The organism is Mycetocola sp. Y442 (genome assembly GCF_056898615.1).
Genome location: NZ_JBXHBV010000003.1, coordinates 52,044 through 78,973, shown reverse-complemented (window position 1 = coordinate 78,973; position 26,930 = coordinate 52,044). Strand labels below are relative to the sequence as shown.

Annotated in this window: 21 protein-coding genes; 11 read left to right on the top strand and 10 right to left on the bottom strand. The window is 65.9% G+C overall.

Annotation, left to right across the window (positions count from 1 at the left end):
• Window positions 1–76: 76 nt before the first annotated feature.
• From AC1X6S_RS11935 to AC1X6S_RS11910, 6 genes are all read right to left on the bottom strand, one after another.
• Window positions 77–886 (bottom strand): energy-coupling factor transporter transmembrane component T family protein, encoded by an 810-nt coding sequence (locus AC1X6S_RS11935; protein ID WP_483405976.1) that lies wholly within the window; start codon window positions 884–886, stop codon window positions 77–79.
• A complete protein-coding gene (locus AC1X6S_RS11930; RefSeq protein WP_483405975.1) occupies window positions 883–2,613 on the bottom strand; it encodes an ABC transporter ATP-binding protein in 1,731 nt (576 codons plus the stop codon). The genes AC1X6S_RS11935 and AC1X6S_RS11930 overlap by 4 nt, the downstream gene beginning before the upstream one ends.
• A gap of 8 nt (window positions 2,614–2,621) precedes the next feature.
• Complete coding sequence (locus tag AC1X6S_RS11925) at window positions 2,622–3,221, bottom strand: ECF transporter S component (RefSeq protein WP_483405974.1); 600 nt, start codon at window positions 3,219–3,221, stop codon at window positions 2,622–2,624.
• A gap of 77 nt (window positions 3,222–3,298) precedes the next feature.
• Window positions 3,299–4,255: a pirin family protein gene (locus AC1X6S_RS11920; RefSeq protein ID WP_483405973.1), complete on the bottom strand. Its 957-nt coding sequence runs from the start codon at window positions 4,253–4,255 to the stop codon at window positions 3,299–3,301.
• On the bottom strand, window positions 4,252–4,566 hold the full coding sequence (locus AC1X6S_RS11915; protein ID WP_483405972.1) for a GNAT family N-acetyltransferase: 315 nt from the start codon (window positions 4,564–4,566) through the stop codon (window positions 4,252–4,254). The genes AC1X6S_RS11920 and AC1X6S_RS11915 overlap by 4 nt, the downstream gene beginning before the upstream one ends.
• A 153-nt stretch (window positions 4,567–4,719) precedes the next feature.
• The gene (locus tag AC1X6S_RS11910; protein WP_483405971.1) at window positions 4,720–5,598 is read right to left on the bottom strand and encodes an EamA family transporter; all 879 of its coding nucleotides are present in this window, start codon (window positions 5,596–5,598) and stop codon (window positions 4,720–4,722) included.
• Between the two features lie 123 nt (window positions 5,599–5,721).
• Between AC1X6S_RS11910 and AC1X6S_RS11905 the strand changes: the two genes are divergently transcribed.
• From AC1X6S_RS11905 to AC1X6S_RS11890, 4 genes are all read left to right on the top strand, one after another.
• Window positions 5,722–6,360, top strand: a complete 639-nt coding sequence (locus AC1X6S_RS11905) for a hypothetical protein (RefSeq protein ID WP_483405970.1) — start codon at window positions 5,722–5,724, stop codon at window positions 6,358–6,360.
• 204 nt (window positions 6,361–6,564) lie between these two features.
• Window positions 6,565–7,284, top strand: a complete 720-nt coding sequence (locus AC1X6S_RS11900; RefSeq protein ID WP_483405969.1) for a copper resistance CopC family protein — start codon at window positions 6,565–6,567, stop codon at window positions 7,282–7,284.
• Window positions 7,285–7,553: 269 nt separating this feature from the next.
• Window positions 7,554–9,419 carry a DNA helicase RecQ gene (gene recQ, locus AC1X6S_RS11895; protein ID WP_483405968.1) on the top strand — a complete coding sequence of 622 codons (1,866 nt, stop codon included), beginning with the start codon at window positions 7,554–7,556 and terminating at the stop codon, window positions 9,417–9,419.
• A 479-nt stretch (window positions 9,420–9,898) separates the two neighbouring features.
• The gene (locus tag AC1X6S_RS11890; RefSeq protein ID WP_483405967.1) at window positions 9,899–11,989 is read left to right on the top strand and encodes an acyl-CoA dehydrogenase family protein; all 2,091 of its coding nucleotides are present in this window, start codon (window positions 9,899–9,901) and stop codon (window positions 11,987–11,989) included.
• A 75-nt stretch (window positions 11,990–12,064) separates the two neighbouring features.
• Here AC1X6S_RS11890 and AC1X6S_RS11885 read toward each other — a convergent pair whose 3' ends face one another.
• Window positions 12,065–12,907 carry an ABC transporter permease gene (locus tag AC1X6S_RS11885; protein WP_483405966.1) on the bottom strand — a complete coding sequence of 281 codons (843 nt, stop codon included), beginning with the start codon at window positions 12,905–12,907 and terminating at the stop codon, window positions 12,065–12,067.
• Window positions 12,904–13,893, bottom strand: coding sequence for an ATP-binding cassette domain-containing protein (locus AC1X6S_RS11880; protein WP_483405965.1), 990 nt, complete (start codon window positions 13,891–13,893; stop codon window positions 12,904–12,906). Before AC1X6S_RS11880 ends, AC1X6S_RS11885 begins: the two co-directional genes overlap by 4 nt.
• Before the next feature lie 77 nt (window positions 13,894–13,970).
• On the opposite strand from AC1X6S_RS11880, the gene AC1X6S_RS11875 reads away from it, so the two are divergent.
• Window positions 13,971–14,741 (top strand): TetR/AcrR family transcriptional regulator C-terminal domain-containing protein, encoded by a 771-nt coding sequence (locus AC1X6S_RS11875; protein WP_483405964.1) that lies wholly within the window; start codon window positions 13,971–13,973, stop codon window positions 14,739–14,741.
• Between the two features lie 127 nt (window positions 14,742–14,868).
• On the opposite strand, the gene AC1X6S_RS11870 is transcribed toward AC1X6S_RS11875, so the two are convergent.
• Window positions 14,869–15,531, bottom strand: coding sequence for an SDR family oxidoreductase (locus tag AC1X6S_RS11870; RefSeq protein WP_483405963.1), 663 nt, complete (start codon window positions 15,529–15,531; stop codon window positions 14,869–14,871).
• A gap of 89 nt (window positions 15,532–15,620) precedes the next feature.
• Complete coding sequence (locus AC1X6S_RS11865) at window positions 15,621–16,625, bottom strand: aldo/keto reductase family protein (protein ID WP_483405962.1); 1,005 nt, start codon at window positions 16,623–16,625, stop codon at window positions 15,621–15,623.
• Window positions 16,626–16,789: 164 nt separating this feature from the next.
• Between AC1X6S_RS11865 and pip the strand changes: the two genes are divergently transcribed.
• The 6 genes from pip to AC1X6S_RS11835 all read left to right on the top strand — a co-directional run bounded on the left by pip (window position 16,790) and on the right by AC1X6S_RS11835 (window position 26,929).
• The gene (pip, locus tag AC1X6S_RS11860; RefSeq protein WP_483405961.1) at window positions 16,790–17,746 is read left to right on the top strand and encodes a prolyl aminopeptidase; all 957 of its coding nucleotides are present in this window, start codon (window positions 16,790–16,792) and stop codon (window positions 17,744–17,746) included.
• A gap of 63 nt (window positions 17,747–17,809) precedes the next feature.
• Window positions 17,810–18,703 carry a KPN_02809 family neutral zinc metallopeptidase gene (gene ypfJ / locus AC1X6S_RS11855; protein WP_483405960.1) on the top strand — a complete coding sequence of 298 codons (894 nt, stop codon included), beginning with the start codon at window positions 17,810–17,812 and terminating at the stop codon, window positions 18,701–18,703.
• Between the two features lie 435 nt (window positions 18,704–19,138).
• Window positions 19,139–23,644 (top strand): DUF4082 domain-containing protein, encoded by a 4,506-nt coding sequence (locus AC1X6S_RS11850; protein WP_483406702.1) that lies wholly within the window; start codon window positions 19,139–19,141, stop codon window positions 23,642–23,644.
• Between the two features lie 56 nt (window positions 23,645–23,700).
• Window positions 23,701–24,765 carry a Gfo/Idh/MocA family protein gene (locus AC1X6S_RS11845; protein WP_483405959.1) on the top strand — a complete coding sequence of 355 codons (1,065 nt, stop codon included), beginning with the start codon at window positions 23,701–23,703 and terminating at the stop codon, window positions 24,763–24,765.
• Complete coding sequence (locus AC1X6S_RS11840; protein ID WP_483405958.1) at window positions 24,762–25,757, top strand: NAD-dependent epimerase/dehydratase family protein; 996 nt, start codon at window positions 24,762–24,764, stop codon at window positions 25,755–25,757. Before AC1X6S_RS11845 ends, AC1X6S_RS11840 begins: the two co-directional genes overlap by 4 nt.
• Window positions 25,754–26,929 carry a DegT/DnrJ/EryC1/StrS family aminotransferase gene (locus tag AC1X6S_RS11835; protein WP_483405957.1) on the top strand — a complete coding sequence of 392 codons (1,176 nt, stop codon included), beginning with the start codon at window positions 25,754–25,756 and terminating at the stop codon, window positions 26,927–26,929. The genes AC1X6S_RS11840 and AC1X6S_RS11835 overlap by 4 nt, the downstream gene beginning before the upstream one ends.
• The last annotated feature ends 1 nt before the right edge of the window (window position 26,930 follow it).

Genomic DNA, 26,930 nt, shown 5'->3' with positions numbered 1-26,930 from the left:
GCTGCAGATCCATGCCCGCGCTACAGAAGCTTCTGCAGCGTGAGCATGGACGTGCAGCGCTCGGTGCAGAGGTGCGCTAGAGCAGAGCCGCGGCCACGACAAGGAGGCCCGCGCCAACCGCCCAGAACAGCACGACGAACGCCCAGTCCCGGGCCCGGAACGGCACGAGGTACCGCTCCGTCCGCGACTCGTGCGCACCGAATGCCCGCGCGTCCATGGCGAGGGCAACCCGTTCAGCGTGACGGATGGCCCCGACGAGCAGCGGCACGATGTAGCCGAGACCACGACGGATGCCGGCGAGCGGCCCCCTGCCGCCTGACACTCCCCGAACGCGGTGCGCCCGTCTGATCTGCTCGAGTTCCAGCCGGAACCGGGGCACGAACCGATAGGCGGCGAGTGCCGTGTAGCCGATGCGATAGGGCACGTGCAGCTGCTGGACCAGCGCCCGAACCAGGTCGGGACCGGTCATCGTGAGCCCGGCGATCAGCGCGAGTGACAGCAGCGCCCCGAGTCGGAGTGCCGTGGCCAGCCCGATCAGCCAGGCCCCGAGATAGAAGCGGTACTCGCCGAGCTGGAACAGGAGCGGCGTGTCGTCGACGCGTGCGGCATCCGTCCACAGCCCAAAACTGAGCGACAGCACCGCGACAATCGCCGGCAGGCCGAGCCAGAGCGCAACCGCGAGCCGGGCACTGAGTTTTGCCCCGACGGTGATGAGCAGAAGCGCAAGCAGGATAAAGACGAGCGGAGTCGCAATGTCGCGCACGAACAGCAGGTAGACCATGAACGGCAATGGCCCCGCGATCTTCGCCAGCGGGTTGAGCCTGTGCAGAAAGTGACGACCCGTCACCCCTCGCCGTACGGAGTACGGGTCGAGCGCCGCCGTCACGGGAGGCTGCCCGGCAGGTCAGCGACCCGCGAGAGTGGCATCCACGACGGATGCCGCGTCACGCCCCGCATCGCCCGCGCGAGTGGGGGAAGAATGAGCCCGGCCCTCGAGAGCAGTTCGCCGTCACCCAGGATCTCAGCGGCCGGCCCGAACGCCAGCAGCCGCCCGTCGTGCATCACAGCCACGTGGCTCGCATACTCCGCAACCAGCTGGAGGTCGTGGGTCACGGTGATCACCGTCGTCCCCGAGCGGTGCAGGTCCCGAAGCAGGGTGAGCAACTCGTTCGCCCGCTGGCGATCCTGGCCAAACGTCGGCTCGTCGAGGACGAGAACCGGGGCGCCGGTGATGAGCGCCGTGCCGACCGAGAGCCTGCGCTTCTGCCCGCCGGAGAGAAGGAACGGGTGGGCGTCGCGGTGCTTTTCCAGACCGAACCGCTCGAGCATCGCTGTGACTCGCGCCTCGATCTCATCCGCGTTCAGCCCGCCGCCCGAACGTCCGCGGCGCACCCGCAGCCCGTGGGCGAGTTCGTCAAACACCGTGTTCTCGATGAACTGGTGCTCGGGGTTCTGGAAGACGAACCCGACGTGGTCCGCCAGCATCCGCGCATCACTCGTCGCCGGATCAAGATCGCCGACGCGAACCCGCCCTTTCGGCGGCGGAACGACTCCGGCAAGAGCCTGCACGAGCGTGGTCTTGCCCGCTCCGTTGGCGCCGATCACCGTGACGAAATCACCCCGGCCGATCTCGAGCGACACGTCACGGATGATCGGGGTGCGGCCGCGGGTCACGGTGAGACCGCGAACGCTCACGGCCGCGTCCCTCGGAACGACGGCCGGCTCAGGCGTGCGTTCCGCGAGAGGGGGAAGAGAACGGATGCCGTTGAGCGCGGCCGTCAGCTCGGCCGGTGTGAGCGGGAGTGGATCGAGTACCACTCCGGCGCTCCTCAACCGCAACGCGGCGAGGGTGGCGACGGGCAGCCAGACCCCGAGTTTCGCGACCTGGTCCGCGGCCCCGGCGAGCACGGTTCTCGGGTCGCCCTGGAACGCGATTTTCCCGGTGCCGTCGAGGACGATGACCCGGTCGACGAGGTCCATGGCCGCGTCGAGGTTGTGCTCGATGAGGACAACCGCGTGGGTCCCCGCCGCAGCGATATCGCGGAGAACCGCGTAGACATCGGCAATTCCGGTCGGGTCCAGGTTGGCGGTCGGCTCGTCGAGTACGAGTACCCCGGTGTCCATCGCGAGGGCGCAGGCGATGGCGAGTCGTTGCTTGCCGCCGCCCGACAACAGGTCGGGGTTGTCGAGACGCCTCTCCCACAGCCCGACGGCATTCAGTGCGCGTTCGGCTCGCTCGAGCACCTCGGCGACGGGGAGAAGGAGGTTTTCCGGCCCAAAGCAGACCTCGTCGAACACCGTGCCGGTGACGAGCTGCGAATCGGGGTCCTGGAAGACCATCGCGACGTCCTGCGACAACCGCGACACCGTGGCATCCGCCGTTCGGATGCCGTGCACCGTGACGGTCCCTGAGAGCGTAGCGGCGACCGCGTGCGGGACGAGGCCGTTGAGTGACAGGGCGAGTGTCGACTTGCCGCAACCCGACGGGCCGAGGAGCAGGACGACTTCTCCCGTGCGAACGTCGAAGCTCACACCGTTCGGGGTGTGGTCTGCGCTCCCGTCATAGCGGATCCGCACATCGTCGAGCCGCAGCGCGGCGGTGTGATCCGGCATTCAGCTGGTCACGCGGAGGCCACTGGTGCGTTGGCCGAATCCGGGACGTGTGGCCTGCGGTCGACCTCACGCTGCAGCCCCCGCGCCACCCCGGTCTTGTCGATTCGGCTGGCGATGACCCGCCCGAGCCAGGTGAAGATAATCGGGCTCACGGCGAACAGGCCGAAGTACACGACACTGAGGCCCGCGCTGAACTGTTCGGCGCCGATGGCCAGATAGACCCCGGCGCCGAAGATGATCCCGGCGATCGCCGCAGCGAGGTAGAAGACCCAGGCCCGCCAGTACCGGTAGCGGCTGACGAGGAATGGCAGCTCCTGCAGCAGCCCGATCGCAAGGCCGGCGCCGAGGTAGCGAAGGAACCACTGGGGGCTGAAGGCCGCGGCAATGAGCCCGGCGAAGAGACCGGTGAGCAGCGCGACTCCGCCGCGTCGAAGGAGCGACTGTGCGACAACGCCGGGGAGGAAGTACACGCCGACAAGCGAACCGTAGAGAACCGGGATAGTCGCAGACATAAGCCCGTTGAGATAGCCGCTGACCACAAAAACCAGGCCACCGGCGACGCCGATGGCTGCGCAGGTGAGCAGGAGGCGGGTGCTCGCGTTTCGCATGTCGATCTCGGTTTCGGGTGAGCTGGTTCAGGGGTGAGGTAACCCTAAGTTTAGTGCGTGTCGTCTGGGAGTCGCGCTCAGGATTGTCGGCGACGCGGCGTCAATCGCACCCCGGGCAACGGCGGTGCCGGGATCCGCTCACCACCGTGGCCCTCAACCGAACCAAAACGGATGCTGCGCGATTCCCACGCGTCCCGCGCGCTCACGATCTCCTCGTGGCTCCGTGCCACGAAGTTCCACCACATGATGAGTTCCTCCGCGAATGGCAGGCCTCCGAGCAGGACGAACCGGCATCCGTCCGGGCTGGCGATGTCGAGCGATTCACGCTCCGTGCCGAGGTAGAGGAGCGGCCCGCGCGTGAGCGATTCTCCGGCCACCTCGAGAGTGCCCGAGAGCACCATAACCGCGTACTCGTAGTGCCCTTCGAGCGGGAGCGTGACGCGCGCACCAGCGTCGATCACGGCATCCGCCCCGACCAGTGGTGTGAATACGGTCGCTTCAGAGACGACGTCGCCGAGCCTGCCAACGAGGACGCTCGCGGTGAGGCCGTCCGCGCGGTAAACCGGAAGCTCGGTATGGCGCTCGAAGAACGGATCGATGTCGGCGACGTCGCGGGGGAGCGCCACCCACAACTGGAGGCCCCGAAGCGGGCTGCCGACGGGGCCGAGCGAGAACTCGGAGTGGGAGATGCCGTACCCGCTCGTCATGATGTTGAGTTCGCCCGGCTCGACGGCGACATCGCTGCCGACGCTGTCACGGTGTCGGATGCTGCCTTCGACGGGCCAGGTCACCGTCTGCAGTCCGGTGTGCGGGTGCGGCAGCACCTTCATCCCGACCTCTTCGTCGTCGAACCTGTCGAGGAAGCACCACGCGCCGACCATGGGCAGCGCGCGCTGGGGGAGCGACCGGTGCACGACGATCCCACGGATGCCTCCGAGCGGGACCTCGCGAGACTCGAGCCGGCGCGTCGTCTGCCCCGTCGCACCGGGGCGCGAGCTGAGCGACTCGCTCACCGGCTGGTCGAGTCGCGTCATTGCTGGACTGGTTCCCAGTCGACGGTGCCCTCGAACTCGGGATGACGCTTCAGCCAGGACTGAACGAACGGGCAGAAGGGGACGATCGTCTCGCCGCGAGTGGAGGCGTCCTCAAGGGCGCTCCGCACGAGGGTGGAGCCAAGGCCCATCCCCTCGAACTCTGGCTGTATGAGTGTGTGAGTGAAGGCCAGTCGGCCGGGGTTCTGGCGGAATGCGACGAATCCGGCCAGCGAGCCATCGACCCGGATCTCATACCTCGACTCGTCGTCGTTCCTCGTGACGCTGGTGGTCTGGTCGGCATCATCAGCCACAGGTTCCTGCTTTCTCACGAACGACGGAAGGGTTCATTCCAACCTATTCCTGTCGTCGTCGAGGCGCGAGCGGATTCCCTCATCCGGTCCTGTCGGGTCCGGTCACGGCGCGCCCGGTCACGGCGCGGCCGAGCCGAACGGCCACGGTCCCGGTCAGGCGAGAGCGAGCATTCCTGCTGCGACGAGCGCGAGCACGAGTCCGAGCCACTGCACGGGGGCGATCCGTTCCCTGAGCACCACGGAGGCAAGAAGGATGGTGCCTGCGGGGTACATCGCCGTGAGCACGCTCATCACCGAGAGATCACCGATCCGGATGCCGATGAGCAGCAGCGTATTGGCGAGCGCGTCGACGATGCCACACGCGATGGCGAGGCCCAGGCCCTGGCGCCACCCGGTCCGCGCTGGTGCGGAGGGGCGCCGACCGCGACCGGGGTTCCTGGTACGCAGCCAGACCAGAAACACGGCGGTGAACATCAACGCGGCGTTCACGGCTCGGTTCATCACGAGTGGAACGATCCCGGAATCCTCGGGCGTCTGGTCGATGAGGATGATGAACGCGCCGATCATCGCGCCGGAGCCGATCGCCATCAGCACACCACGGATGCTCGGTCGCACCGCGCCCTTTTCGGGAACGAAACCGACCAGGATGACGGCGACGAGCGCGAGTCCGAGGGCAAAGAATCCGAGGACGCCGAACTCGTCGCCGGTGGCCAGGCCCCAGGTCATCGGCACTATCGCCGACACGACGGCGGTGAGCGGTGACAGGATCGACATCGGTCCGATCGCGAGGCAGGCGTAGAGCAGCGAGATGGCGATGGCGCCGGTCACGCCGGACAGCCCTCCCCACAGCACGGCTTCCGCCGACCAGCGCCCGAAGCCGAGAGGCAGGACGGCGAGGAGAACGACAAGACCGGACACCGCCGCGAGCGCTGTGACCCTGAGCGGGCTGATTCGCTTCGACGCGAGGCCGCCGAGGAAGTCGGCCGCGCCATAGACGAGAGCGCCGAACAGGCCGATGACCGCGGTGAGCATGACGAAAGCGTAGTTGACCCGCTACCGCCGGGCGCTCGCCGCGGTCCGGGAGCCCCGTGCCCGGCGGGCAACGTACAGTGGAGGGAGGGCCAGTCAGCCCACACTCCCGCGGGAAGGACGATCATGCGCGCTCGGCGGACCCGCGTGCTCCGCGGCCTTCTCGCGGCCGCACTGGCCACCTTCGCCGCCGCGCTCTCCCACACGATTTCCGGCGACGCTGCTCCCGGCATCTTCGCGCTCGCCGTGGCATCCGTCCTCGCCGTATTCGTGTGCATCACCCTCGCCGGTCGAGCGCTTTCGCACTGGCGTCTCGCGGTTTCGGTCGTGCTCAGCCAGCTGGGCTACCACCTCCTCTTCGCGCTCGCGCCAGCGACGACGGGCACAGCCACGACGGGCACAACGACAACGGGCACAGCGTCCAGCGCGGGGCACCACCCCGGAATGGTTCTGCTGTCGACGGATGCCGTGACCCACGCCCACGCGACGCCCGCCGCGGCCATGTGGCTCGGTCACGCGCTCGCCGCCGGTGTCACGATTGTGGCCCTGGTTCGCGGCGAGCGAGTGCTCGTCGCTCTGTCCGAGACCCTCCGGATGGGCGTTCGGGCGCTCATCATCGCCCGTGTCGTCCCTATTGGCGGCAGCGGGGTTCGCACCGCGGCCGACTGGTTGCCCGTGCTCGTTGCCCGTCAGCGCGTGCTGCTCTCAGCCATGCGCCATCGCGGGCCTCCCGCACCCGTTCGCCGGACCCGCTCGTTCGCCTGACAACGGAGGGGACTTGCCCTCCCCGACGGGGAGCATCCGTTCGGCACACAGCAGACCATTTTCTTTCGCCGACCGCCGCTTTGCGCGCCGGTCGCACCCCAACGAATTTCGGAACTCATGAATCGAACTCACACAGTCCACCCAGGCACACAGCTGGCCCACGCGCAGGGGCAACCCGCGCCCAGAGTATGGAAGGTTGGGCAGATGCGTATTCGCCGCCTTCTTGGACTCTCGACACTCGCCGGGCTGCTCGCGGTTGCCGGCCTCGGCCTCGCCGGGGCGCCCGCGCAAGCGCACAACGCGCTGGTCTCCTCGACACCCGCTGCCGATTCCGTCGTGACGGAGCAGCCGGGTACATTCTCGGTCACCACCAACGACGCCATCCTCGAGGCGGGCGGCACGTCGAATGCCATCCAGGTTCGCGGCCCTGGTGCGGAGACCCTCTACTACGGTGACGGTTGCATGACCGTTTCGGGCAGCACGCTCAATACCCCGGTGCAGCTCGGCCAGCCGGGCGACTACACGGTCCTCTGGCAGGTGGTGTCCGCTGACGGGCATCCGATCTCGGGAGAATTCACGTTCACCTGGCAGCCGGCATCCGGCCAGGAGCTCGCGGCGGGAGTGCCAGCCGTGCCGGTGTGCGGGCAGGCCCAGGCGCCGGTTGAATCGGCCTCCCCGGAGCCGAGGTTCACCACCCAGGCAACAGACACCGCCTCCCCGTCGGGTCCGATCGAGTCTGAAGACACGACCGCCGCGCCGAACGACTTCCTCTGGATCGGCGGGGCGCTCGCCGTTCTCGTGATCGCGGCAGTGGTTGCCGTCGTCCTGGTGCGGCGAAAGAAGGGTCCGCCCGCCGGCCCCGGTGCCGACGAGGCTGGCGAAACTGACGCCGGTGACGCTTCTTCGCCACGGGACCCGCGCTAGCGAGGGCCCAGCGCTCGACGCGCCCGGCGCCGAGCGCTGCACATGCATGCGGGCGCTGCAGAAGTATCTGTAGCGCTCGCATGGGACTGCAGCGGTGGCGGTGCGCCAGCCGCGGGACCCCCCCCGCGATTACCGAGCGCTGCACATGCATGCGGGCGCTGCAGAAGTATCTGTAGCGCCCGCATGGGACTGCAGCGGTGGCGGTGCGCCAGCCGTGGGACACCTCCCGCGATTAACCGTTGTCGGCGGCAGCGGCTATCGTTTGCGAGGTGACAAACGTGCTGCCAGAAGCGTCAAGGGCCCCCACCGCAGCCGACGTGCTGCACTCGGTCTTCGGCTTCGACTCGTTCCGGGGTGAGCAGCAGGCGATCGTCGACCAGGTCATCGCCGGCGGTGACGCCGTGGTGCTCATGCCCACCGGCGGCGGCAAAAGCCTCTGCTACCAGGTGCCCTCACTCGTGCGCGACGGCACTGGTATCGTCGTGTCGCCGCTCATCGCCCTCATGCAGGACCAGGTCGACGCACTTCTGGCCGTCGGCGTCCGGGCAGCCTTTCTCAATTCGACCCAGGACCCGGTCGAGCGTGATCGCGTCGAGCAGGCGTACCTCGCCGGGCAACTCGATCTGCTCTACGTCGCCCCCGAGCGACTGAGCTCGGAGGCCACCAAGCGGTTCCTCGCGAACGGAAAGATCGCGCTCTTCGCCATCGACGAAGCCCACTGTGTATCGCAGTGGGGGCACGACTTCCGCCCCGACTATCTCGCCCTCGGCGAGCTGGCCGAGCGCTGGCCCGACGTGCCGCGGATCGCACTCACCGCAACGGCGACGGATGCCACGCACCGCGAAATCACCGAACGCCTGCACCTGCAGAACGCCGCGCACTTCGTCGCGAGCTTCGACCGGCCCAACATCCAGTACCGCATCGTGCCGAAGAACGAGCCGCGCAAGCAGCTCGTCGATTTCATCTCCAAAGAAGGAGCGGGCGAGGCCGGCATCGTTTACGCGCTCAGCCGCAACACTGTGGAGAAGACCGCGGCCCACCTGCAGGCACACGGCATTCACGCCCTGCCGTACCACGCAGGCCTCGATGCATCGGTTCGCCAGAAAACGCAGGCCAGGTTCCTCCGCGAGGACGGCATCGTCATCGTCGCGACCATCGCTTTCGGAATGGGCATCGACAAGCCCGACGTGAGGTTCGTCGCCCACATCGACCTGCCGAAGAGCGTCGAGGGGTACTACCAGGAGACCGGTCGCGCCGGCCGTGACGGAGAACCCTCGATCGCATGGCTCGCTTACGGGCTGCAGGACGTGGTGCAGCAACGCCGCATGATCGACGAGTCACCCGGCGACCTCGCCCACCGCAGGCGCATGTCCGCACACCTCGACGCGATGCTCGCACTGTGCGAAACGGTCGAGTGCCGCCGAACCAACCTGCTGAGCTATTTCGGCCAGCCGTCAGAGCCATGCGGCAACTGCGACACCTGCCTGGATCCGCCCCAGGTCTGGGACGGAACGATCCCGGCACAGAAGCTGCTCTCCACGATCGTCCGGCTCAAGCGCGAGCGGAACCAGGAGTTCGGTGCCGGCCACCTCATCGACATCCTCCGCGGAAAGACCACACCGCGCACCACTCAGTGGAAACACGAGTCGATAGCGACGTGGGGAATCGGGCAGGACCTCAGCGAGCAGCAGTGGCGTGGCGTCATCCGGCAGCTCCTGGCCAAGCGCCTGCTCGCAACGCGCGGTGAATACGGCACCCTCGGTCTCACCGACGACAGCGCATCGGTGCTCTACGGCACCCAGCAGGTGCCCATGCGCACCGAGCCGGAGCGGCGAGCGTCCGCCAGCAAGGCGCGCCGACAGGCGGCATCCGGCCTCGCCCCCCAGGATGTCGAGCTCTTCGAGGCGCTCCGCGCGTGGCGCGCGGCGACGGCGAAGCAGCAGGGTGTGCCCGCGTACATCGTCTTCGGCGATGCAACGCTGCGCGCCATCGCCGCCGCGCGGCCCGATTCCTTCGATGCGCTTGCGACGATCACCGGTATCGGCGAGAAGAAGCGGGCGACATACGGGCAGCCGTTGCTCGACGTCGTTGCGGGCCGTGAACCCGCCGAGCCGCACGAGCTGTCTGCTCCGTAGCTCGCCACTCCTCGGCTCACGGCCGTTAACGCACTCAAGCGCCGTGCCCGGGGGCACAGCGCTTGAGTGAGAAAGAGTATTCGGGCTGCTTAGCCCTTGCGAGCCTTGTCTTCGCGCTTCGCCGACTTGTCGGCGCGCTTCTCCTTCAGTGACTTCGCTGGTTCTTTCTTGGCGGAGTTTTTCTGGGGTGATTTGCTTGGCATGAGTGCTCCTTCGACCTGCCAGCCGCGTCGGCTGTGTCTCTTGACCATACGCTGTATCCGCGCGAAGGGCACGTCTTCGATCGCTCGACGGAATCTCGCGCTGCACCTTGTGGGGTCTGAATGAGGAATCACCCCCCTGACTGTAGGTTTCCACAGCGCGAGTGTGGGGCCTGTTCTCTCCAGTTGTAGCGGTGGAACGGCATTTTTCGTATCGGCAGGTGCCGCTCGTAGGTTTTATTCAGACGTACTTCAGTGCCGAAAGACAAGGACCTTCCCATGGCTGACACCACCATCCGCCCCGATGAGATTACCCGCGACGACGTGCTCGCTGACCTTCCCGCGGGTGGCCCGGACGGATCCAGGGTGAACGTGCCTGACCTCGCACACCGGTTGCTCGGTACCTGGCCGGAGCAGCGGCTGAATGCCAGGGCACTCGCCGCGCGCGAGGAGTTCCACCGCATCGAGGGTCAGAGCGTCGACGAGCACCGCGAGCGTGTCTTCGGCCAGCTCAAGCTCCTCGTCGAGAACGGCCAGGTGCACCGCGCCTTCCCCGTCGCGCTCGGCGGCAAAGACGACCACGGTGGAAACATCGCCGGGTTCGAGGAACTCGTCACCGCCGACCCGTCGCTGCAGATCAAGTCCGGTGTGCAGTGGGGCCTCTTCGGATCGGCCGTCATGCACCTCGGATCTCCCGAGCACCACGCGAAGTGGCTGCCAGGCATCATGAGCCTCGACATCCCCGGTGCGTTTGCGATGACAGAGGTCGGCCATGGCTCCGACGTCGCCTCAATCGCGACGACGGCCACCTATGACCCAGAGACGCAGGAGTTCGACATCCACACGCCGTTCCGTGCGGCCTGGAAGGACTACCTCGGCAACGCGGCGGTGCACGGGAAGGCTGCAACGCTCTTCGCCCAGCTCATCACCAACGGTGTCAACCACGGCGTTCACTGCTTCTGGGTTCCTCTCCGTGACGACGAGGGCAACTTCCTCCCCGGAATCGGCGGTGAAGACGACGGAATCAAGGGCGGGCTCAACGGCATCGACAACGGCAAGCTCCACTTCACGCACGTCCGGATCCCTCGCACGAACCTGCTCAACCGATACGGCGACGTCGCCGAGGACGGCACGTACTCGTCGCCCATCTCGAGCCCGGGTCGCCGGTTCTTCACGATGCTCGGCACCCTCGTGCAGGGGCGTGTGTCGCTTGACGGAGCCGCTGTCGCGGCATCCGCTGTCGCCCTGCAGATCGCGATCACCTACGGAAGTCAGCGGCGTCAGTTCAACGCGGCCAGCGACACGCAGGAAGAGGTCATCCTCGACTACCAGCGTCACCAGCGACGGCTGCTGCCGAAGCTCGCCACAACCTACGCGGAGATCTTCGCCCACGACACGCTGCTCGTGAAGTTCGACGGTGTCTTCAGTGGCAAGTCCGACACCGAAGACGATCGGCAGGACCTCGAGACGCTCGCGGCCGGCCTCAAGTCGCTGTCGACCTGGCACGCACTCGACACCCTCCAGGAAGCGCGCGAAGCGTGCGGTGGCGCCGGCTTCATGGTGGGGAACCGGTTGACGAGCCTGCGCGCCGACCTCGACGTCTATGTCACGTTCGAGGGCGACAACAACGTGCTGCTTCAGCTCGTCGGCAAGCGGCTCCTCGGCGACTACGCCAAGCGGTTCAAGGGCGCTGACGCGGCGACGCTCGCCCGATTCGCGGCGGAACAGGCTCGCGGAAAGGTCGTTCACGGCACCGGACTTCGCTCTCTCGCGCAGACCGTTGCCGACTTCGGGTCGACGGCACGGTCCGTCGGGCACCTGCAGAACGAGGCAACACAGCGCGAGCTGCTCACGGCCCGTGTCGAGGGAATGGTTGCCGGGATCGCCGGTCGGTTGCGGGCAGCGAGCAAGCTGAGCGCAACGGATGCCGCTGCGCTCTTCAACGCCAACCAGAACCAGCTCATCGAAGCGGCTCGCGCGCACACCGAGCTGCTCCAGTGGGAAGCATTCACCGAGGCACTCGCCGACGTCACCGACCCGGGGACGAAGAAGGTGCTGACCTGGCTCAGGGACCTGTTCGGACTCGGGCTGATCGAGAAGAACCTCTCCTGGTACCTGATCAACGGCAGGCTGTCCGGCCAGCGCGCCGGTGCCGTCACGGCGTACATCGACAGGCTGCTCGCGCGCCTCCGTCCGCACGCCCTCGACCTGGTCGAGGCGTTCGGGTACACCCAGGAGCACCTCCGGGCGCCGGTAGCCTCCGGCATCGAAGCCGAGCGCCAGGACGAAGCCGCAGCCTACTTCGCTGATCTTCGCGCCTCGGGCACCGCACCCGTGCAGGAGAAGTCGCTGAAGGCCAAGAAGAAGTAGTCGCACTCGAAGCCGCCCTTCCCGACCGGGGAGGGCGGCTTCGTTGTGGGCGGGAGCTGTCGACGGGCGTCGTCGCTACCGGCGCAAACGGCGGTACGCCCTCGCCGACAGCGGCAGAAACACGAGCGTGATCAGGAGCGGCCAGCCGAGCGCCATGCCGAGCGCGGCATCCGGCAGCCAGCCCGACGTGATGCCGGTCGGATTGCCGAACAGCTGGCGCGTGGCTGTGGCCGTGGCTGAGATCGGGTTCCACTCGGCGACGGCGCCGAGCCAGCCCGGCATCGTCTCGGGTGCAACGAAGACATTGGACAGAAAACCGATCGGCCAGATCAGGACCTGAACCGCCATGGTCGCACCGGGTCCGCGAAAGACCAGCCCGAGAAAAATGCCGATCCAGAGCAGGGCGAACCTGAGCCACAACAGGAGCAGGACGGCGACTAAGGCTGAACCGATGTCGGTGGTGATGCGCCACCCGATCAGCAGCCCTCCACCAAGAAGCACGGCGAGGTTCAGGATGGACGACGCCATGTCCGCTCCGCTGCGCCCGAGCGCCACCGCCGAACTGTGGATCGGCATCGACCGGAAGCGATCGGTGATGCCCTTGGCGGCATCCGTCGACATCGCCAGCATCGTGCCTTCGAGTCCGAACAGCATGGTCAGCGTGAACATGCCGGGGAGCAGGAAGTTGATGTAGTCGCCGCCGCCGGGGACCTCGATCGCGCCGCCGAAGAGGAACCCGAACATGAGGAGCAGCATGATCGAGAACAGCAGCCCGAAGATCGGCAGGGCGGGCTGCCTCACCCAGTGCAGCAGCTCGCGCTGGGTGAGGATCCAGCCGTTGCGCAGGGCCGACGAGCGAGGAACCGACGAGCGGGATGCCGGCGCGTGCGGCGCCGGGGAGTGGGTGAGCGTGGTCATGATGGGTTCTCCTGTGCGGTGAGTGCGAGGAACACCTCGTCGAGGGTGGGTCGGCGGAGCACGAGGTCGACCGGCTGGATGCCGGCGGCGTCGAGAGCACGCACCGTTGCCATGAGCGCCGCAGTGCCCGACCGCGCCTCTGCCGTCAGGGTGCGCGCCGCCTCGTCGAGGGTGGCCTCGCCGCCGCTCCGGATGGCATCCGCCGCTGCCGCGAGGTCAGCGGCATCCGCAACGGTGACGACGATGCGATCGGCGCCCAGTTGCTTCTTGAGTTCGTCCGGGGTTCCCGAGCGGATGACGTGACCCGCGTTCATGACGGAGATCGTGTCTGCGAGTTGGTCGGCCTCGTCGAGGTACTGGGTGGTGAGGAGGACTGTTGTGCCCGCGCGGGCGATTCGGCGGATGGTGCGCCAGACCTCGTTGCGTCCGCGCGGGTCGAGTCCCGTCGTCGGTTCGTCGAGGAAGAGGACCGCGGGGGAGAGGATGAGGCTCGCGGCGATGTCGAGGCGTCGCCGCATGCCGCCCGAGTACCCGGACACCGGCCGGGTGGCTGCCTCGCTGAGGTCGAAGGCCGCGAGCAGTTCGTCGGCGCGGACCCCCGCGCTGCGCTTGCCCAGGCCGAAGAGCCGGCCGAACATGATGAGGTTCTGCCTGCCGCCGAGGATCTCGTCGACAGCGGGGCTCTGCCCGACGAGGCCGATGCTCGCCCGGACACCGGCCGGCTGGGAGCGCAGGTCGTACCCGGCGACGGTCGCCTCGCCCGAGTCCAGGTCAATGAGGGTTGCGAGTGCGCGAACGGCCGTGCTCTTGCCCGCACCGTTCGGCCCGAGCAGGCCGTGGATCCTGCCCGCCGGGATGGTGAGGTCGAAGTCGTCGAGCGCGTGAACGGCACCATAGCGTTTGCGCAGCCGGGTGGCGCTGAGGGAAGGTGCCTGCGGGGATCGGGCGGGAGGGGAGCCGGGCCGGGAGGAGGCTGGAAGGTTCACAATACTCCTTGTCGTATGCCGTACGGAGTTAATGAGGAAACCGAGCGTACACCATACGGAGTAAGTACACTAGGGGCATGACCGCGAACGATGACCCAGGGCACACAGACCCGGATCGCACGCTGGCGCTGCTCTGGCGCCACACCCTCGGCGAACAATCCGGCGCTCGCGGGCCGAAGCAGAAGACGACGGTGGACGCCGTCGTCGCGAACGGCATCGCCCTCGCTGACGAGGAGGGGCTCGAAGCGTTCTCGATGCGCAAGGTCGCCGAGCGCATGGGCATGGGCGTGATGAGCCTGTACACCTATGTGCCAGGGCGGGAGGACCTGATCGGGCTCATGGTCGACCAGGTCACCGGCGAAGTTCCACACCCGCCGCTGGAGGGCGACCTGCGCTCCCGGCTGGATACCGTTGCGCGGCACCTGTGGGCTGAGTGTCGGAGACATCCGTGGCTGTTGTCGGTCGATACGTCGCGGCCAGCGCTCGGGCCGCACATCTCCGACCGCTACGAGTGGGAGCTCTCCGCCGTGGAGGGAATCGGTCTCAGTGACATCGACATGGACCAGGTGGTCACCCTGATTGCCGGGTTCGTGCTGAGCGCTGCCCGGATGGCCCGCGACATGGATCAGACCCAGCAGCGGTCGGGTGTGAGCGACGCCGAGTGGTGGGCGGCCAACGCGCCGGTGCTCGAGAAGGTCATGGACGGGTCGAGGTACCCGCTCGCTGGCCGGGTCGGGCAGGCCGTCGGAGAGGTGTACCAGGCGGCGAGCGACCCGCAGCTGGCGTTCGAGTTTGGGCTTGCCCGCGTGCTGGACGGGATCATGGCCTACGTCGCGTCAGACCGGTAGCGGGCTCACTGAACCTCCGCGCCCGGCGGCGGGACGGCATCCGCCCCGCCGTCATCTCGGGCGCTGCACAAACATGCGGGCGCTGCAGAAGTATCTGCAGCGCCCGCATGGATCTGGAGCGGTCGAGCTAGCCCGCGGCGACCGCGGCAGCAATCGCCGCTGGGATTGGGGTCTCACCCGAGATTGCTTCCCAGGTGAAGCCGGCCGTCTCGGGGAAGGTCAGCGCTGCGGTGATCAGCGACGCGACATCCGCGCGGGGGATCGAGCCCCGCTCGGTCTCGGTCGCGAGGGTGACGAGGCCGGTCGGCTCATCGTCAGTGAGCGCACCTGGCCGGAGGATCGTCCAGTTGAGCGACGTCTTCTTCAGCTCGATGTCCGCGTTGCGCTTGGCGGCTACGTAAGCGGCCCAGACGTCGTCGCTGGTGTCGACCTCGCCGTCGATTCCCATCGCGGAGACCTGAACGAACCGCGTGACCCCGGCGCGCTCGGCAGCCTGCGCCGACTTCACCGAGCCCTCATAGTCGACGGTGTGCTTGCGTTTGGCGCCGGAATTGGGGCCGGCGCCCGCGGCGAACACGACAGCATCCGCCCCATCGAGGATCGGGACGAGGTCGTCGACGCTCGCCGTCTCGATGTCGCAGACGACCGGCTCTGCACCGAGAGCACTGATTTCAGACGAGTGGTCAGCGTTGCGGAAGACGCTGACGACCTCGTCGCCGTTCTCGACGAGCTGTGAGGTGAGGATGCGGCTGATCTTGCCGTGTCCTCCGATGATGACGATTCGGCTCATTGTTTTCTCCCTGATCGTAAAAGTCGTAGCAGTCGTAGCAGTCGTAGCAGTCGTAGCAGTCGTAGAAGTCGTAGCGGTGGCGCCGTCGGTCAGGACGGACGCTCCTCAGGCGACTTCGTCTTCGCTGGGTCGGTCTCGGGCAGAGACCCGAGGACCTCGTCGATGCTCGCGAGGCTCTCCTTCGAGAGGCTGACGCCGGACGCCTTGACGTTCTCGCGCACCTGCTCGGGGCGGGAAGCGCCGATGATGGCGCCGGCCACGTTGTCGTTAGCCAGTACCCAGGCGACGGCAAGCTGCGCCAGGCTCAGGCCGTGCTCCTCGGCAATGGGCTTGAGGTTCTGCACGGCGGTGAGCACCTCGTCGCGGAGGAACACCTTCACCGAGTCGGCGCCGCCCTTCGCGTCTGTCGCGCGGGAGCCCTCCGGGAGCGGCTGGCCCGGCAGGTACTTGCCCGAAAGGATGCCCTGGGCAACGGGGGACCAGACGATCTGCGAGATGCCGAGCTCGCGGGAGGCCGGCACGACCTCTTCCTCGATGACCCGCCACAGCATCGAGTACTGGGGCTGGTTCGAGATGAGCTGGAAGCCGAGCTCCTTCGCGAGCGCAGAGCCACGGCGCAGCTGGTCTGCGTCCCACTCCGAGACGCCGATGTACAGCGCCTTTCCCTCGCGGACGATGTCGGCGAAGGCCTGCATCGTCTCTTCGAGGGGAGTGTGGTGGTCGTACCTGTGCGCCTGGTAGAGGTCGACGTAGTCGGTGCCGAGCCGGGTCAGCGACCCGTGGATCGACTCCATAATGTGCTTGCGGCTGAGACCGGAGTCGTTGGGTCCCTTTGGTCCGGTCGGCCAGTACACCTTCGTGAAGATTTCGAGCGACTCACGCCGTTCGGAGGCGAGCGCCTCGCCGAGCACGGTTTCCGCCGCGGTGTTCGCGTAGGCGTCGGCCGTGTCGAACGTCGTGATGCCGCTCTCGAGAGCTGCGGCGACGCACTGTTTCGCTGTGTCGTTCTCAACCTGTGACCCGTGGGTCAGCCAGTTGCCGTAGATGATTTCGGAGATTTTCAGGCCTGAATTGCCGAGATAGCGATTGTCCATGCGGCCACGCTACGCCCAGCCGGCGGTTCGAGGCCACAGAAGTTCGAGACCTTGCACCAGCTCGCGTTCTGTGCCACAGGTTCTCTGGCGGATGCCGCGATGCGGCTTCGAGAGAAGGTGCTGGACCCCCTGTCGCACCGCGCAGACAGGGATACTGTCGAGGTATGCGCGAGATGTATCCGGAGATTGAACCGTATGACACAGGGCACCTCGACGTGGGTGACGGCCAGCTGATCTACTGGGAGACGAGCGGAAACCCGGACGGTAAACCCGTCGTCTTCCTGCACGGCGGGCCCGGCGGTGGAACGACCCCGAGCCAGCGGCGCGTCTTCGACCCGGAAAGGTACCGCATAGTTCTCTTCGACCAGCGCGGCTGCGGCAAGAGCACGCCGCACGCGAGCGCGCCGGAGGCGGACCTCGAGTCCAACACCACCTGGCACCTGGTCGGCGACATCGAGAAGCTGCGTGAACACCTCGGTGTGGACACCTGGCAGGTCTTCGGCGGGTCGTGGGGCAGTTCGCTCGCCCTCGCGTACGCCCAGACCCACACCGATCGGGTGTCCGAGCTCGTCCTCCGCGGCATCTTCACCCTGCGCCAGGTCGAACTCGACTGGTTCTACGAGGGCGGCGCATCCGCAGTCTTTCCTGACCTGTGGCAGGGTTTTCTCGAACCGGTGCCGGTCGACCAGCGCCGAAATCTCATCCGAGCGTATTCAACGCTCCTCAACGACCCGGACCCGGCCGTGCACGAGCCGGCGGCGGTTGCCTGGTCGCGCTGGGAGTCGTCGACCATCACCCTTCTCCCCAACGAGGCGACCGTTGCGCGCTTCACCGAACCCGCCTACGCCGTTGCGTTCGCCCGCATCGAGAACCACTACTTCATGAACGGCGGCTGGTGGGAGGAAGGCCAGTTAATTCGGGATGCTCCGAAGCTCGCCGGCATCCCCACCGTCATCGTGCAGGGTCGATACGACATGTGCACGCCGCCGATGACGGCGTGGGCGCTCGCCGAAGGGATGCCGCACGCCGAGCTGAAGATGATTCCGGATGCCGGTCACGCCTTCGACGAGCCAGGAATCCTGGATGCCCTCATCGAAGCGACCGATCGGTTCGCCTCCTAGCGATGACGCTCGTGCCGCGCAAGCGGTTCTGCGGGTGCGATCGGGTGCGGGTAAGTTATCCCGGTGACCTTCAATCCAGACTCTGACATCTCCGGCAGCAATGTACGCAAGCGCGGTCGTGGAACAGCGATCGGCGTCGGCGGTGGTGGACTCGCTGTCGTGGCGGTCTTCCTCATCGCCCAGTTCACCGGGATCGACCTGAGCGGGTTCATCGGGGGAGGCGGAGAAGCCGGCGGTTCGGCGCCATCGGCCACGTCCCTCAGCGAACAGTGCAAGACGGGCGAGGACGCCAATGAGAACATCGAGTGCCTCATGGCAGGGGCGGGGTCGTCGATCGATGACTTCTGGATTGACAACTACAGCACCGTCGCAAGCGGCGCGTACCGGACGCCAGGCTTCGACCTCTTCGAGTCATCGACGACCACCGCGTGCGGAGCGGCATCCAGTTCGACCGGGCCGTTCTACTGCCCCGGCGACGAGACGATTTTCGTCGACACCTCATTCTTCGCGCAGTTGCGCCAGCCGCCGTTCGACACGACGGGCGGTCCGCTCGCCCAGTTGTACATTGCGGCACACGAGTGGGGGCACCACATTCAGGCGATCTCGGGAATCATGGAGTCCGCCGACCGCACGGGAACCGGTCCCGACTCCGATTCCGTGCGCATCGAGCTCCAGGCCGATTGCTTTGCGGGCGCCTGGGTAGCCGGGGCGAGCGAGACCGAAGATAAGAACGGCGTGACATTCCTCGAGCGGCCGACAGCGGCGCAGATCGCCGACGCACTTGATGCCGCCGCCGCGGTCGGTGACGACCGCATCCAGGCGGGCTCAGGCCAGGGCGTGAACTCCGAAGCGTGGACCCACGGGTCGAGCGAACAGCGCCAGCGCTGGTTCAACGCCGGTCGCGAGGGCGGACCCGGCGCCTGCGATACCTTCGCGGTGGACGGCTCCCAGCTCTAGATTGGTCAGGAAGCTCGAGTTTCGGGACCGGTGCACGCGGTGATCCCCTGCACCGGGATGGTCTCGTCTCACCACCCTGCCCCATAAACTGAGCTTTTCTCACCCGAAGAGGGGGGATCGCTCGCCACCTGCTCCGGGTTACTCTTTCAGGACAGAACGTGAAGTTCCATCACGTTCGGTGTTCTACGGCCACGCTGAGCCGTCCTTCCTCCTCCCTTGCCCACGGACAGGCGGTGGTGACTTTCGCGGCCTGTTTTCGGTGAGAAGAGTGCTGAAGTGCCCCGTCCGAGCAAGCCGGCTTCCCGGCTAAGCGTTTTCGACTCGAACAGGTCGGTCGCGCTCGCAGCGGTCTTTACCATTCTCGCCACCCTGGCCGTTCCGCTCAGTGCCGGGGCCGCACACGCCGCAGAGCCCTGCGCTCCCGGTTCGAATCCCATTGTGTGCGAGAACTCAAAGCCGGGCACGGCCCCGGACATCTGGGACATCGATCGTGCGGGAGACGCGAGCATCCAGGGATTCGCCACGGATATCAGCGTTAATGTGGGCACTCGCGTCGACTTCAAGATTGATTCTGAGGTTCTCGATTACACGGTCGACGTCTACCGCACGGGTTATTACCAGGGTCTCGGCGCTCGCTTCATTGAGCGCGCAATTCTTGCCCCTAACCGTGCAGAGGACCAGGACGAGTGCATCACTGACGAAGCGACGGAGCTCTACGACTGCGGTACGTGGGACGTGTCCGCATCGTGGGACGTGCCACCCGACGCAGTATCCGGCGTTTACATTGCACTCCTGACCCGAGTCGATACCGGCGGCTCAAGCCACATCATCTTCATCGTCAGAGACGAGGACAGCTCCTCCGACGTGCTTTTCCAAACGTCTGACCCTACGTGGCACGCGTACAACACCTATGGCGGCAGTGACTTTTATCAGGGCGCCAACAACGGGCGGGCGTTCAAGGTCAGTTATAACCGGCCGTTCAACACCCGCGCGGACATGGCAGGCCGTGACTTCTATTTCTCAAGCGAATACGCACAGGTTCGATTCATGGAGAAGAACGGGTACGACGTCAGCTACTTCAGTGGTATCGACACGGACCGTTACGGCTCCCTCCTCACCAACCACCGCGTCTTCCTCTCGGTCGGCCACGACGAATACTGGTCGGGCGCGCAGAAAGCGAACATCGAGGCCGCCCGCGACGCCGGTGTGAACCTTCAGTTCCTCGCGGGCAACGAAGGATACTGGCGCACACGCTACGAACCGTCCGCAGACGCTGGTGCCACCGCATACCGCACGCTCGTGAGTTACAAGGAGACGTGGAGCTACCAGAAGATCGACCCCAAAGACGAGTGGACCGGGACCTGGCGCGACCCTCGATATGCGCCGGCGTCTTCGGGTGCAGGCCAGCCCGAGAACAAACTGATCGGCACCCTCTATCAGGTGAACTATTCCGACCTGCCGGTCTCAGTTTCCTCACGCGAAGGTAAGTTGCGTCTCTGGCGGAACACAAGTCTGGCGAATCTGCCCCCGGGCTCGACGGCGTCACTGGCCCCGCACACTGTCGGCTACGAGTCGAACGAAGACGTGGACAACGGCTTCCGCCCAGCCGGTCTCGTGCGCCTGTCAACGACGACAGGCGACGTTCCCGAATATCTTCAGGATTACGGCAACACGGTGAAGGCCGGCACGACGAAGCATCACCTCACCCTGTACCGCGCGCCGAGCGGTGCACTCGTATTCTCGGCTGGCAGCGTGCAGTGGGCGTGGGGCCTGGACGATGAGCACGACGGAGACGGCGCATCTGCCGATCCCCGGATGCAGCAGGCGCAGGTGAATCTACTCGCAGACATGGGAGCGCAGCCGGCCTCCCTTGATCCGGCGCTTGTACGAGCGACAGCGAGCGCGGACACGACGGCTCCTACGGTGGTTATCACCAGCCCTTCGCCCGGCGCGACCGTCTACAGCGGATCGATTGTCGAAGTGACAGGCACAGCTGCAGACGTGGGCGGCGAGGTCGCCGGGGTCGAAGTGTCGACCGACCAGGGGGCCACCTGGCATCCCGCGACAGGTACCAGCGAGTGGTCATATCGCTACGTGCAGAAGGGCATGGCTGCGACGCCGACCCTGGTGCGGGCGATCGACGACAGTGCCAATTACCCGAGTTCACCAGCGTCGCACACTATTCAGGTCACCGGCCCATATTCGTTCTTCGGCGACACAACCCCTGCCACGGCCGACTCGGGCGATTCATCCGCGGTAGAACTCGGGCTGCGCTTCACGCCGGCAGTTGGCGGGTTCGTAACCGGCGTTCGTTTCTACAAGAGCAGCGCAAATACCGGTACTCACACGGGATCGCTCTGGCGGGACGACGGCGTTCGGCTCGCGTCAACAACGTTCTCGGACGAGAGTCCGTCCGGCTGGCAACTGGCTACTTTCGCCAGCGCCGTTCCGGTAACGGCGGGCCGAACATACGTGGTGTCGTATTTTGCACCGAACGGGCACTATGCCGCGGAGTCAAACTTTGGCGACTACGCCACGATCGACCGCCATCCGCTGAAGGTCAACGGGGGATATGGATCATCCGCTGCGGGAGTGCACAGCACCGAGGGAACGTATCCAACGAGAAGCTTTGGTCGAGGAAATTACTTCGTTGATGTGGTCTTCGACACGGTTGACACATCGCCACTCGTAGCGATGCAGCAATCGCCCCACCCCGGATCGTCAAGCGTGTCAACGACAACGCCCATCCGCGCGGTGCTGTCGAAGGACGTGGCCGCGGAGTCCGTCGACATATCCGTGACGGACAGCCTGGGCGCCCAGCTGAGCGGCGGCACCGCGTACAACCCGGACACGCGCACCGCAACGTTCACCCCGGCCATTCCCCTCGCCAATTCCGCTACGTATTCCGTTTCCCTGAAGGTCTGGGGTGTAGCGGGCGCAGAGCCAGTCTCAGGTGGCGATTGGTCGTTCAGCACAGCGAAACCCAACGCGGAGCCGGGGATATGCCCGTGCAGCCTGTACAACGACAGCGAGCTGCCAGGGATCATCGAGGTGGGCGACCCGGATTCGGTGACCCTCGGCGTGCGCTTCTCCGCGACCGCGCCGGGAATTATCCGGGGAATTCGTTTCTACAAGGCGACGGGGAATACCGGGATGCATGTTGGTTCCCTGTGGTCCGCGGGGGGCGACTCGCTCGCGACAGCGATCTTTAGCGAAGAGAGCTCATCGGGCTGGCAGACGGCATATTTCGCCCAGCCGGTATCGATTACCCCTGGAACCGAATACGTGGCGTCCTACCTGGCACCCTCGGGGCGCTATTCCGCCACCGCGGGAGCGTACGGAGCAGGGTTTGCCAACGGGCCGCTTCGAACCTCGGCCAGCTCAGGGTTGTACAGCTATACCAGTGCATTTCCCGATCGGGCAACGTCAACCTCGTATTCAGTGGACGTGGTTTTCGAGACAACACCGGATCCGCTGGTTGTCCAGAGCACACTCCCCGCAGATCGAGCTGTCGATGTCGCCAGAGACACCAGCATCTCCATCACTTTCTCCACGGCGATCAGCGACGGATTCGACATGACGGTGTCGGCTGGCGAGCATGAGATCAGTGGAGTGGCTTCGGTCAGTGTCAACCGCAAGACCATCGTCTTCACTCCGGACGATGATCTGCCCGCTGACCAGGATCTCGATGTCGAGGTCTCAGGGATCCGCTCGACCGGAGGGATCGCCCTGGCGAATCACCTGTGGACTTTCCACACGGCGGAAGACGGCGCAACCAGTGCCAGATACACGCTCCTCGGGAATGAGACACCGGTCGTTGTGTCGGCCACCGACGATTCATCGCCCGTCGAGCTTGGCATGGTGTTCACTGCCAGTGAAGCGGGCTCGGTGACCGCGATCCGTTTCTTCAAAGGCCAGGGAAACGGCGGCACTCACACTGGATCACTATGGAACTCGGCCGGTGAACGACTCGCAACAGTGACATTCCAGGCCGAGTCAAGCACAGGCTGGCAGACCGCGTCCTTGCCGGCGCCCGTCCCGTTGACCGCCGGGCAGGAATACGTCGTCTCGTACCTCGCACCCACGGGGCACTACTCGTACACGGGCGCCTATTTCCAGACTCCGCGCACATCCGGACCGCTGACCGGGGTCGCCGGCCGATTCCTCTATGGCAGCGCCGGAGGGTTCCCGATCCATTCTTTCAACGCCACGAACTATTTCGTGGATCTGGAGTTCACGGCCCTGGCCGCGACTCCGACTCCCACACCGACCCCTACGCCGACGCCGACACCTACGCCGACGCCGACACCTACGCCGACGCCGACACCGACGCCGACACCGACGCCGACACCGACGCCGACACCGACACCGACACCGACACCGACACCGACACCGACGCCCACACCGACACCCACACCGACACCCACTCCCTCACCACCGGCCGAGCCCGCGGTGGACCCGCTTACCCAGCCGGGAGTCACCTCCCTCTTCCATCCAGACAGCGAACCCGCAGCGACCAACTGGGAGGATTTTGACCCGGTCCAGGTCGGAATGTCGTTCACCTCGGCGGTCGACGGCGAAATCCTGGGAGTGCGCTTCTATAAGGGCACTCTCGATACCGGCGAACACACAGGCGCCCTGTGGGGTCCCACCGGGAACAAGCTCGCGAGTACCACTTTTACTCAGGAGAGTGCGAGCGGTTGGCAATTCGCCGTGTTCGACGTTCCTGTCCCAGTGCAGGCGGGAACCGTGTACACCGTCAGTTATCTCGCCCCTCACGGTCGATACTCCGTGACACCGAACGGGCTCCAGAGCGAAGTGGTCAACGGCCCACTGACAAGCGTGTGGAACGGCGGCAGATACTCCTACTCCACGGAAGCACCGACCGCGCCGATCAAGCACAACTTCTGGGTCGACGCGATGTTCAGGGCCTCACCATGACCGCTCTCTCCGCCCACGGCCCGACCCACAAACCACACCACCCCGAAGGGGAACACATGTCACAGGAGAAACTCCGGATCGCCGTTGTCGGCGCTGGCTACTGGGGTCCGAACCTCGCGCGCAATTTCTCGGCAAGCCCCGAGTGGGAGCTCGTCGCGATCTGTGACCTGGACCGGGAGCGGGCCAGTCGGCTAGCCGAGCAGTCTGGCCAGGTGTCAGTGGTCACGTCCCTGACCGAACTGCTGGAATCCGACATTATCGACGCGATCGCGATCGCCACTCCGGCGCGAACGCATTATCCGATTGCCATGCAGGCGCTCGCCGCTGGCAAACACGTTGTCGTGGAAAAGCCGCTCGCAGATTCCGGCGGTAATGGCCAGGCGATGGTCCTCGAAGCGGCCACCCGCGGCCTCATCCTCATGGCCGACCACACCTATTGCTATACGCCGGCGGTCCTCAAAATCCGAGACCTGATTGCCGATGGAGAACTTGGCGAAATCCTCTTCATTGACTCGGTACGCATCAACCTTGGCCTGATCCAACCCGATGTCGACGTGTTCTGGGACCTCGCCCCGCATGACCTTTCCATCCTCGATTTTGTCCTTCCCGGCGGCCTCAGGCCAACGGCGGTGGCTGCGCAGGGAGCAGACCCGCTCGGGGCAGGGAGATCCTGCATCGGTTACCTCACGCTCCCGCTGGAAAGCGGCGCGATCGCCCACGTGCACGTGAACTGGCTGAGTCCAACCAAGATCCGTCAGATGGTGATCGGCGGAAGCAAGCGCACGCTCGTCTGGGACGACCTCAATCCGCAACAGCGGCTCAGCGTTTACGACCGTGGCGTCGATCTCGGTAAGCAATCTGCCGGGCGCACCGACGAGAGGGACGCGAACATTTCTTACCGACTCGGTGACACCTGGTCTCCCGCCCTTCCCGAGCGAGAAGCGCTCTCGACCATGGCGGCGGAGTTCGCTTCCAGCATCCGGTCCGGCCGCCCCTCCCGCACTGACGGAGAAGCCGGGCTTCGGGTTCTCTCGGTGCTCGAAGCGGCAACTCGAAGCCTGGCCCAATCCGGAGCCGCGGTAATCCCTATACGAGGCGAACAGATGGAGACGGCGCGATGAGCGAACTGCACGGAGCACAGGTTCTGGTCACCGGCGGAGCAGGCACGATTGGGTCGACCATCGTAGATCAGCTTCTCGAGGCCGGGGTGGATCATGTCGATGTGCTCGACAACCTGGTTCGAGGGCGCAGGGCGAATCTCGACGGTGCCATTCAGTCCGGACGGGTCACCCTCGTCGAGGGTGACATTCGCGACCGTGACCTGGTCCACGACGTCACGCGTGGCAAAGATCTGGTCTTTCACCAGGCGGCGATCCGCATCACACAGTGCGCCGAAGACCCGCGACTGGCGCTCGAGGTGCTCGTCGACGGTACCTTCAACGTTCTCGAAGCAGCGGTAGAGGCATCCGTCGATAAGGTCATCGCGGCGTCGAGCGCTTCCGTCTATGGCATGGCCGAGCAGTTCCCCACCACGGAACGCCACCACCACCACAACAACGACACGTTCTATGGAGCGGCCAAGTCGTTCAACGAAGGGATGCTGCGGAGTTTCCGTGCAATGTACGGACTCGACTTCACCCTCCTGCGTTACTTCAACGTTTACGGACCTCGCATGGATGTGCACGGTGTGTACACCGAAGTGCTTGTGCGCTGGATGGAGCGGATCGCCGACGGCAAGCCGCCGCTGATCTTCGGCGATGGTCGGCAGACCATGGACTTCGTCTTCACTACCGACATCGCCAGGGCAAACCTGCTCGCCGCAGCGTCGGGGATCACCGATGGCGTCTACAACATTGCGAGTGGAACCGAGACGAGTCTTCTCGATCTCGCCGAAACGCTGTTGCGGGCGATGGACTCTGACCTCGAGGTCGAACATGGCCCTGAACGCGCCGTTAATGGCGTGGCCCGCCGCCTCGCAGACACGTCGGCCGCCAGCCGGGACCTGGGGTTCGACGCCACAGTTCCGCTCGAGGACGGTCTCCGTCAGCTCGTCGCGTGGTGGCAGCCGCTGCGCGACGAGATCTCAACGACGCAGTCAGCGGTACCGGCATGACGCGCATCAACGTGATGAAGCCCTGGCTCGGCGCGGAAGAGATCGCGGCGGTCACCGCGGTTCTCGAGTCCGGCTGGGTCGCTCAGGGGCCGCAGGTCGCGCGTTTCGAAACGCTTTTCGCGGATGCCATGGACGCGTCCTTCGCGGTCGCAACGTCCAATTGCACGACTGCGCTGCACCTTGCCCTGGTGGTTGCAGGCGTCCGTGCCGGTGACGACGTTGTCGTGCCGTCGTTCTCGTTCATCGCGACGGCGAATGCGCCGACATACGTCGGCGCGCGACCGGTCTTCGCCGATGTCGACAGAGACACCGGAAACGTGACAGCAACCACGATTGCCGAAGCCCTCACCGAACGGACAACCGCTGTTATCGTCGTCGATCAGGGCGGCGTCCCCGCTGACCTCGATCCCATCCGTGCTCTCTGCGATGAGCGCGGCATTCGTGTTATCGAGGACGCCGCTTGCGGCGCGGGATCGACCTATCGGGGTGCCCCGGTCGGGGCGGGGGCTGATATCGCGGCCTGGTCGTTCCATCCCCGCAAACTTCTCACGACGGGTGAGGGCGGGATGCTCACGACAAACAGGGAGGCCTGGGCCGATCGAGCGCGGCGACTTCGGGAGCACTCGATGAGTGTGTCTGCCACCGCGCGTCACTCGAGCGTGCTTGCTCCGCCCGAGGAGTACAGCGAGATCGGCTTCAACTACCGCATGACCGATCTTCAGGCAGCTGTCGGTATCGTTCAGCTCGGTCGACTGGCCGAGATCGTCGTGCGACGACGGGAGGTGGCGGCAACTTATGCTGAGACCCTCGCCGATGTCGACGGAATCCGGGTCGTAACCGACCCTCCGTGGGGAACGAGCAACTTCCAATCCCTGTGGCTGGAAGTTGGTTCCGGCTATCCCCTGACCAGGGACGGGCTCCTGGAGCACCTCGCCGCTGCTGACATCTCTGCCCGCCGCGGCATTATGGCGTCTCACCGCCAGCCCGCCTACCGAGGTCGGGATACCGGCTCAGCTGACCTTTCTGTGACGGAACTGCTCACGGACACGACCCTGATTCTGCCGGTGTTCCACCAGATCACCCCGGACGAAATCGGGCGGGTGGTCGACGCGATCAAGGAACCGGCAGGTCACCGGATGGCCGATCGAGGTCACGTTGACGCGAGGAGGTGAC